This is a genomic window from Streptomyces sp. NPDC047917 (assembly GCF_043204345.1).
GTDB lineage: Bacteria > Actinomycetota > Actinomycetes > Streptomycetales > Streptomycetaceae > Streptomyces > Streptomyces sanglieri.
Map to the genome: position 1 here is coordinate 58042 of NZ_JBIDCA010000015.1, position 8618 is coordinate 66659.

The 8618-nt window shown below is 71.9% G+C and carries 8 protein-coding genes; 2 read left to right on the forward strand and 6 right to left on the reverse strand.

Translation table 11 applies throughout. The features are described from left to right. Positions 1–156: 156 nt before the first annotated feature. Positions 157–801, reverse strand: a complete 645-nt coding sequence (locus tag ACGF8B_RS32870) for a TetR/AcrR family transcriptional regulator C-terminal domain-containing protein (protein WP_392745748.1) — start codon at positions 799–801, stop codon at positions 157–159. A 38-nt stretch (positions 802–839) separates the two neighbouring features. Here ACGF8B_RS32870 and ACGF8B_RS32875 point away from each other — a divergent pair, with 38 nt between their 5' ends. Continuing rightward, the gene (locus ACGF8B_RS32875) at positions 840–2327 is read left to right on the forward strand and encodes an FAD-dependent monooxygenase (protein ID WP_392745749.1); all 1488 of its coding nucleotides are present in this window, start codon (positions 840–842) and stop codon (positions 2325–2327) included. Here the strand turns inward: ACGF8B_RS32875 and leuE are convergent. The 3 genes from leuE to ACGF8B_RS32890 form a co-directional block, all read right to left on the reverse strand. After that, positions 2314–2973: a leucine efflux protein LeuE gene (gene leuE / locus ACGF8B_RS32880; protein WP_392745750.1), complete on the reverse strand. Its 660-nt coding sequence runs from the start codon at positions 2971–2973 to the stop codon at positions 2314–2316. The two genes, ACGF8B_RS32875 and leuE, sit on opposite strands and share 14 nt — an antisense overlap. Before the next feature lie 61 nt (positions 2974–3034). Next, entirely contained in the window at positions 3035–3646 is a 612-nt protein-coding gene (locus tag ACGF8B_RS32885; protein ID WP_360539045.1) for a Uma2 family endonuclease, read from the reverse strand. 89 nt (positions 3647–3735) lie between these two features. Next, the gene (locus tag ACGF8B_RS32890; RefSeq protein ID WP_392745751.1) at positions 3736–5316 is read right to left on the reverse strand and encodes a methylmalonyl-CoA mutase; all 1581 of its coding nucleotides are present in this window, start codon (positions 5314–5316) and stop codon (positions 3736–3738) included. A 239-nt stretch (positions 5317–5555) separates the two neighbouring features. On the opposite strand from ACGF8B_RS32890, the gene ACGF8B_RS32895 reads away from it, so the two are divergent. Beyond that, a complete protein-coding gene (locus ACGF8B_RS32895; RefSeq protein ID WP_392745936.1) occupies positions 5556–6455 on the forward strand; it encodes a peptidoglycan-binding protein in 900 nt (299 codons plus the stop codon). 246 nt (positions 6456–6701) lie between these two features. On the opposite strand, the gene ACGF8B_RS32900 is transcribed toward ACGF8B_RS32895, so the two are convergent. Then, the gene (locus tag ACGF8B_RS32900) at positions 6702–7859 is read right to left on the reverse strand and encodes a hypothetical protein (protein ID WP_392745752.1); all 1158 of its coding nucleotides are present in this window, start codon (positions 7857–7859) and stop codon (positions 6702–6704) included. Beyond that, positions 7859–8614 carry an RNA polymerase sigma factor gene (locus ACGF8B_RS32905; protein ID WP_392745753.1) on the reverse strand — a complete coding sequence of 252 codons (756 nt, stop codon included), beginning with the start codon at positions 8612–8614 and terminating at the stop codon, positions 7859–7861. The genes ACGF8B_RS32900 and ACGF8B_RS32905 overlap by 1 nt, the downstream gene beginning before the upstream one ends. Positions 8615–8618: the final 4 nt, after the last annotated feature.

Below are 8618 nucleotides of genomic sequence, written 5' to 3' on the forward strand. Positions count from 1 at the left end.
GTCACCGGGACGCGCCGGGGCCCCGCCCCCGTCGCGGGGCGGATGCCCGGCGCGTGCGTTCGGTTCCGCGACACGTTAAGAAACCTGAACGGCCGCCGGATGAACTCGCCCTTTCGGTACGGGAAACTGCGCACCGACCCCGCTGGTACGGGCCTTTCAGCGCACCCCGTACCGCGCCTCGATGCCCGCGACGATCAGCCGCAGCCCGTCCTCGAAGCGTTCGTCGTAGTTGGCGAAGATCTCGGCGCCGGCCGCGGCGGCGAGCGGGTACGCGGCCATGCGGGCGGCCCGCTCGTCGATGTCGAAGCCCTCGCGCCGTTCGTCCGGCATCGGCCGGACGCCCTGCTCCTCGGTGACGAAGCCCATGGTGTACGAGTAGGCGGTGGTGCCGGCCCGGACGGCCTGCCACAGCTCGAAACCGGCGTCGACCATCGTCCGCAGATGGATTTCGAGGCCGCCGGCGTGGTCGGTGCCGGTGAATTTGGCCCCGCTGTAGACCTTCGCCCCGTCGCGGTAGCGCAGCAGGGCGGTGCGCAGCGCGCTGTTGTACGCGACGAGCTGGTCCTGCCAGCGCTCCGGGCCCGGTTCCGGCAGGTCCTCGGCGAGCATCCGGCGGTACATCACCGTGGCCATCTCGTCGAGCAGCGCCTGCTTGTCCTTGAAGTGCCAGTAGAGCGCGGGCGCCTTGACGTCCAGCTCCCTGGCGATGGCGCGCAGGGTGAGGCCGTCGAGGCCCGCCTCGTTCAGCAGCCGCAGCCCGGTGTCGGCCACTCGTGCCCGGTCGATCTTCGTCGTACCCACCTTGACAATTTAACAGCGTTAAGCACACACTCCCAATCATGGAACTTAACAGCGTTAAGGAAATCGGCGCACCGGTCGCCGCACCGGCCGCCACTTCGGTCGATACACCGGTCACCGCACAGGTCGAGGTGCTGATCGTCGGCGCCGGTCCCTGCGGCCTGGCCCTCGCCTGCGATCTGGCCCGCCGCGGCGTGCGCGCCCTGGTCGTCGAGCAGGCGCCCGCGCTCTTTCCCGGCTCGCGCGGCAAGGGCATCCAGCCGCGCACCCGGGAGGTGCTGGACGACCTCGGGGTCGGCGACGCGGTGCGCGAGCACGGCGGCCCGGCCCCGGTCGGGATGGTCTGGCAGGACGGGAAGCGGCAGCGGGAGTACGACATGTTCCGCCGCGCCGCGCCCACGGACGCCGAGCCGTACGGGGAGCCGTGGCTGATGCCGCAGTGGCGCACCCAGGAGATCCTGCTGGCCCGGCTGCGCGAGCTGGGCGGCGACGTCGCCTTCTCCACCGCGCTGACCGGGCTCGGCCAGGACGCGGACGGCGTCACGGCCCTCCTGTCCGGCGGGCCGGTCCGGGCCTCCTTCCTGGTCGCGGCGGACGGCGGCCGCAGTACGGTCCGGCGCGAGCTGGGGATCGCCATGGCGGGCGAGACCGTGGACCCGGCGCCGATGCTGGTCGCCGACGTCCGGGTGGCCGAGAGCGCGCTGGACCGGCTCAACTGGCATGCGACACAAGGGGATCAGGGCTTCCTCACGCTCTGCCCGCTGCCCGGCACGGCGGACTTCCAGCTGGCCGCCCAGTTCAGGCAGGGCGAGCCCGACACGTCCCCGGAGGGGGTGCGGGCGCTGGTCGCCGCGCGTACGCATCTGGCGGCCGGGGACATCACCGAGGTCCGCTGGGCCTCCGACTTCCGGCCGCGCGCCGCGCTGGCCGACCGGTTCCGCGTCGGCCGGGTCTTCCTGGCCGGCGACGCCGCGCACGTCCACTCCCCCGCGGGCGGCCAGGGCCTGAACACCAGCGTCCAGGACGCGTACAACCTGGGCTGGAAGCTCGGCCAGGTGCTGCGGCACGGTGCGCCCGTCTCCCTGCTCGACAGCTACGAGCAGGAGCGCCGCCCGATCGCCGCCGAGATGCTCGGTCTGTCCACCCGGATCCACCGGGGCGAGCAGGAGCGCGGCGCGGCGACCCAGCAGCTCGGCCTCGGCTACCGCGAGGGCCCGCTGTCGGTGGGCAGAGCCGGAGCCCTGCACTCCGGCGACCGTGCCCCGGACGGCCCGGCGGACGGGGGCCGCCGCCTCTTCGACCTCTTCCGCGGCCCGCACTTCACTCTGCTGGCGGCGGGCACGGACACCGGTCTCCCGGCGTTCGACGGCGAACAGCTGCGGGTGCACCGCACGGACGCCTGCGAGGCGTACGGCAAGGGCCTGTTCCTGGTCCGCCCCGACGGCTACATCGGCTGGGCGGGCGAGGACGCGTCGGGCCTTGCGCGGTATCTGGCCCCGCTGGGGGTCCCCGAGGTCACACGCTGCTGAGCGAGAGCTTCGCCGCGAACCCCAGGAAGAGCAGACCGGCCGCCGAAGTGGCGCCCGCCGACAGCCGCTTGCGGCGGCGGAACGCGGCGGACAGCCGGGTGCCGCCGAATATCAGCATCGACAGATAGAGGAAGCTGGCGATCTGCAGCAGGGTGCCCAGCACCAGGAAGGACAGTGCCGGATAGGCGTAGTGCGGGTCGACGAACTGCACGAAGAACGAGATCAGGAAGAGGATCGCCTTCGGGTTGAAGAGGCTGACCACCAGCGCCCGCCGGTACGGCCGCTCCATCGCGGCCGCGGGCCCGGCGTCCTCCTCGGTCAGCTCGGCCAACCGCCGGTGCCGCTCGCGCCACATGGTCACCGCGGCCCGCAGCATGCCGATCGCCAGCCAGGTCAGATAGCCCGCACCGGCGAACTTGACGACGGTGAAGAGCACCGGCGTCGTCTGCAGCAGTGACGAGGCCCCGAGCGCGGACAGCGTCATCAGCACGGTGTCGCCGGTCCACACCCCGGCCGCCGCCACATACCCGGTCCGCACCCCGCGCCGGGCGGCGACGGAGAGCACGTACAGCGAATTCGGCCCCGGCAGCAGGACGATCAGCACCAGGCCGGCGAGATAGGTCGGAAGATCGGTGACACCCAGCATGAAACGGAGTGTCGCACGCGGGTACGACACTCCGTCCAGGGGGTTTCGGGAAGGCGCGGGATCAGTCCTCGTCGCCGTCGAGAAGGCGGTCGACGGAGAGCTTCATCTCGACGCCGACCACGTCCGGCACGGTGAACGAGGTCCCGCGCTTGTGGTGCGCCTTGTTCTTGTACTCGCCGCCCCGGGGGTCGGTGCAGAGCAGCACCTGGTCGTGCTTGCGGTCGGCCACCACGTAGACCGGAATGCCCGCCTGGGCGTAGTCCTCGACCTTGGGGCCGAGGTCGTCCGCCCAGTTGGTCGAGGTCACCTCCACGACCATGCGGAAGACGTGGGCGGCGTAGCAGTTCTTCATGGCGTGATGGTCCCGGAAGTCCGCCTCGACGACCGACAGGTCGGGAATCGCGTAGTCCTCGGGACCGGTGGGCAGCCACAGCCCGACGCCCTGGACGAGTCTGAGCCCCACGGTGCGCGCCCGCGCACCGAACTCCTCGCTCAGCCAGGACAGAGCCAGAGCATGCGTTCCGTCCGCCGGTGGTGTCACAGTGAGCCTCCCCTGGAGAATCTCCACGCGATGCCCAGGCAGCGAGCGTGCGAGCTGGTCGGCTGCCTCGCCGAGCGTCAGCTCCGGCTGTTCCTGCACGTGCACCTGCTCCTCGTGCTGTATTACGGCCACGGCATCCTCCTTTCGGGGACCACTTTTCATGAGCTTATCCAGGGTCTCGGACATTCAGCGAGAGATCACCCGCACGGGTACCCGCCCCCTCAGAACGCGTCCGAAGGCACGTACCGCCCCCACACCTCGCGCAGCGCGTCGCAGACCTCGCCCACCGTCGCCCGCGCCCCGAGCGCGTCCTTCATCGGGTACAGGACGTTCTCCGTGCCCTCGGCCGCCTTCCGCAGCCGGGCCAGGGCGGCGTCCACCGCGCCCTGGTCGCGGTCGGCGCGGAGCTTCGCCAGGCGGGCCGCCTGCTCGGCCTCGATCGCCGGGTCGACGCGGAGCGGCTCGTACGGCTCCTCCTCGTCGAGCCGGAAGCGGTTCACGCCGACCACTACGCGCTCCGCGCTGTCGGTCTCCAGGGCGACGCGGTACGCGGAGCGCTCGATCTCACTCTTCTGGAAGCCGCGCTCGATCGCGCTGACGGCGCCGCCCATGTCCTCGACCTTGGCCATCAGCTCCAGGGCCGCGGCCTCGACGGCGTCGGTCATCGACTCGACGACGTACGACCCGGCGAACGGGTCCACGGTGGCCGTGACGTCCGTCTCGTACGCCAGGACCTGCTGGGTGCGCAGGGCCAGGCGGGCCGACTTGTCGGTGGGGAGGGCGATCGCCTCGTCGAAGGAGTTGGTGTGCAGCGACTGCGTGCCGCCGAGGACCGCGGCCAGGCCCTGGACGGCGACGCGCACCAGATTGACCTCGGGCTGCTGGGCGGTGAGCTGGACGCCCGCGGTCTGGGTGTGGAAGCGCAGCATCAGCGACTTGGGGTTCTCGGCGCCGAACTCCTCCTTCATCACCCGCGCCCAGATCCGGCGGGCGGCGCGGAACTTGGCGACCTCTTCGAGGATCGTGGTGCGGGCGACGAAGAAGAAGGAGAGCCGGGGCGCGAAGTCGTCGACGTCCATGCCGGCCGCGACGGCGGTACGTACGTACTCGATGCCGTCGGCGAGGGTGAAGGCGATCTCCTGCGCGGGCGAGGCCCCGGCCTCGGCCATGTGGTAGCCGGAGATCGAGATGGTGTTCCACTTCGGGATCTCGGCCCGGCAGTACTTGAAGATGTCCGCGATCAGCCGCAGCGAGGGGCCGGGCGGGAAGATGTAGGTGCCGCGCGCGATGTACTCCTTGAGCACATCGTTCTGGATGGTGCCGGTGAGCTTCTGGGCCGGGACGCCCTGCTCCTCGCCGACCAGTTGGTACAGCAGCAGGAGCAGCGCGGCCGGGGCGTTGATCGTCATGGACGTGGAGACCCGGTCCAGCGGGATCCCGTCGAACAGGACGCGCATGTCGTCGATCGAGTCGATCGCGACCCCGACCTTGCCGACCTCGCCGGACGCGATCGGCGCGTCCGAGTCGTGGCCCATCTGGGTGGGCAGGTCGAAGGCGACGGACAGGCCCGTCGTCCCGTTGGCGATCAGCTGCTTGTAGCGGGCGTTGGATTCCGTGGCCGTACCGAAACCCGCGTACTGGCGCATCGTCCACGGACGGCCGGTATACATCGTGGGGTAGACACCGCGCGTGAAGGGGTAGGCACCCGGCTCTCCCAGCTTTTCGCCGGGGCTCCAGCCGTCGAGTGCGTCCGGTCCGTAGACCGGTTCGATGGGCAGTCCCGACTCCGACTCGCGCGTCATCTGCTGTGCCTCCCGCTGAAGCTGCCCAGTAAAGCTACTTACCGGTAACCGGATTCCCGCGACGGACTGTAGCGGTGGGCGCGAGACCGTTGGAGAGGGACGGGCTGGGACCTTGCTCACAGCCCCGCCCGGGGTCTCGTCGCCGCTCTCCCCATCATGCGCGGGCTTTGGCAACCGGGCAGAGCGGGAATCCGTCCAAGGGGACACCGGACACACCGGACACACAGGGGGCCGAGATGATGGGCAGCACCACCACAAGCACCGCACGGAACGCGAAACGGGCTCGGGCGGGGGCCGCGGTGCTCGCCGTTCTCACCGTCGCCGCCGCGACGGCCGGCTGCAAGGCGCAGGCCGCCGGCGGCGCGCCCGCGGCCCCTTCGGCGCCGCCGCCGGCCGCCACCGACGACAACAAGCCCACCGCACCGCCGTCCTCGCCCACCGCCTCGCCGTCACCGACGGCGCCGACGGCCACGGCGTCGCCCATGCCGAAGAAGCCCGACCCGCAGGGCACGACGCTGATGGCGAGCGGTTCCCAGGGCAAGCAGGTACGCGAACTCCAGGCCCGGCTGCGGCAGATCGGCCACTTCGACCGGAGCCCCACCGGCTACTACGGCAGCGTCACGGTCGCCGCGGTCCAGTCCTTCCAGGGCAAGCGGGGCCTGACCCGTACGGGCAAGGCGGACACCCTCACCTGGCAGAAGCTGCTCGGGATGACGCGTGAGCCGACCGCCACCGAGCTGGACCCGCCGACCACCCGGCCGGTCACCAAGCCGGACAAGCGCTGCATGACCGGCCGGGTGCTCTGCATCAGCAAGAACAGCCGGACGCTGTCCTGGATGATCGACGGCCGGGTCGTGTCGTCGATGGACGTCCGCTTCGGCTCCCAGTACACACCGACGCGCGAGGGCACCTTCTCGGTCTACTGGAAGTCCCGCCATCACGTGTCGTCGATCTACCACACGGCCATGCCGTACGCGATGTTCTTCAGCGGCGGCCAGGCGGTGCACTACTCGTCGGACTTCGCGGCCCGCGGCTACAACGGCGCCTCGCACGGCTGCGTCAACGTCCGGGACGAAGGGAAGATCGCCTCGCTCTTCGCCCAGGTGAAGAACGGTGACAAGGTCGTCGTCTACGGATAGGGCGAGCGTCCGGAGAGGGAGAAGCGGGGGGAGAAGCGAGGGGAGAAGCGAGGGAGAAGAGGCGCGGACGGGACCGGGGGAACGTGTCCCGCCCGCGCCATGTGCGCCGAGCCGTAGGTACGGGGGGAACCCCGGCTCTGTGCGCGGCCGATGACCAGTCGGCTCACTCTGTACTGCGCCGCGGCCTCGAAAAACGTCACACCTGGTGGCGGAGGGCCGAAAAAAGCCTGTCGCGGACGGCTTCGTTCAGCTCCGCGAACCGGCGCCGAGGCCGGAACCGAAGCCGGCGCCGAGGCCGGAACCGGTGCCGGAACCGGTGCCGGAGGTCCGGGCCGAGGGTGTCAGGGAGGCCGGGGCCGGCGGGATGCGCACGCCTTCGGCGAACCGGACCGAGGAGGGTGTGCCGGCGGCGGAGCCGCTGTTGTTCCCGGACGGGCCGTTCTCGCCCTGCTCGTCGTCGTCGCCCCGGTCGTTCCTGCCCTGCTCGGACCCCTCGATCACGCGGTCGCAGAACCGGTCCAGGTTCCGGGCACCGTTGGCCAGGGCTTCGAGCTTCTGCCTGCGCTTCTCGCTCAGTTTGCCGTCGCGGTAGTCGCGGCAGGCCTGCCGTGCCTTGGCGTACCAGTCGCCGGAGGCCTCGTTCCAGGGCTTCCCGGTCTGCTTGCCGCTGCGGGTGCCGCCCGGAGAACCGGTCGCGGCGCCACCGGGCTTCCGCTTGTCACCGCCGCCGGGCTCCGTCGTCCTGCCGGATCCGCCGTGGTCCCGGTCCCCCGCCGGGGCTGAAGGGCTGACCGGAGGCTTGGAGGCGTCCGCCTTCGGGGAGGCGGACGGCGGCGGCTGCGCGGTCTCGTCCGTGGTGAGCCCCGAGCCGAGCTCCTCGGGCGTCGCCTCGGCCGAGACGGAGGCCGCGGGCAGCGGAGTGCTTCCGCCGAACGGTCCGGGCAGCATTCCGGTTCCCGCCGCCACGGCCACCCCGCCGAGCGCGCAGCCCGCGAGGGAGGCGACCAGGCCGAAGCGGACGGGCCGGCTCCAGCGCACGGAGCGGCTGCGTCCGGTTGCCGCGGACGCGGTGGTGTACGGGACGGAGCCGCCCGCGGCGGCCCCGATACGGACCGGGCCGAGCACCTCGGCACCGGCGGACCGGCCCTCCGCGGCGCCCCTCGGCCGCGCGTTCGCCCGCGTCGCACGCGCGGAGCGGCGGGCCGTGCGGAAGGCGGTGAGCGCCGCGGCCTCGCCGGGCAGTTCGGCGGTGGCCGGACGGGTGGCGCGTGCGGCGGCGTCCAGCGCGGCCACGAGCCTCTCGGCGTCCGTACACGACCGGCCGCCGACGGGATCGACCGGCTCGCCGCGGAGCAATCTCTCCGCGGCGTCCTTGTCAAGCCATTCGTACCGCTCGTCGGCCATCACATGTCCTTCTGCGTCCACGGACGCGAATGCGTCACACCGGCCGGCGCCGCCAGACCGTTGCGGGCGGGGCGCTGGGCGGGCACCGCGTCGAGTTCCGACGTCCGGGGAGCCGTGCTCCGGTGCGGGGCGGACGGGTCCGCCGGATCTCCTTCGGGGGCGCCGTCCGCGCCGCCGTTCCCGTCGTCGTCGCCTTCGCCGTCGCCGTCGGTACGCAACAGCTCGGCCAGCCGTTTCAGGCCCCGGTGCGCCGCGGTGCGCACCGCTCCCGGACGCTTGCCCAGCGTCTGTGCGGCACCCTTCGCGTCCAGGCCCACGACCACCCGCAGCACCACGGCCTCGGCCTGGTCCTGCGGCAGCTGGGCGATGAGCGACATCGTGCGGCCGGTGGCCAGGGCCTCCATCGCCTCGTCCGCGGTGTCCGACTCGGCCGGCCGCTCGGACAGCTCCGACTCGTCGCCGCCGATCGCGGGGCGCCTGCCGCGCATCCGCAGATGGTCCAGCGCACGGTTGCGGGCTATGCGCGCCGCCCAGCCGCGGAAGCGGTCGGCGTCGCCGCTGAACCGGTCGAGGTCGCGCGCTATCTGCAACCAGGACTCGGACGCCACGTCCTCGGCGTCCGGCTCCCCCACCAGTGTCCTTATGTAGCCCAGCAGCCGCGGCTGCACAGCGCGGTACACAGTACGGAAGGCGTCCTCGTCCCCGTCCTGTGCCGCGAGTACCGCGGCAGTGAGCTCCGCGTCGTCCCCCAGCACTCCC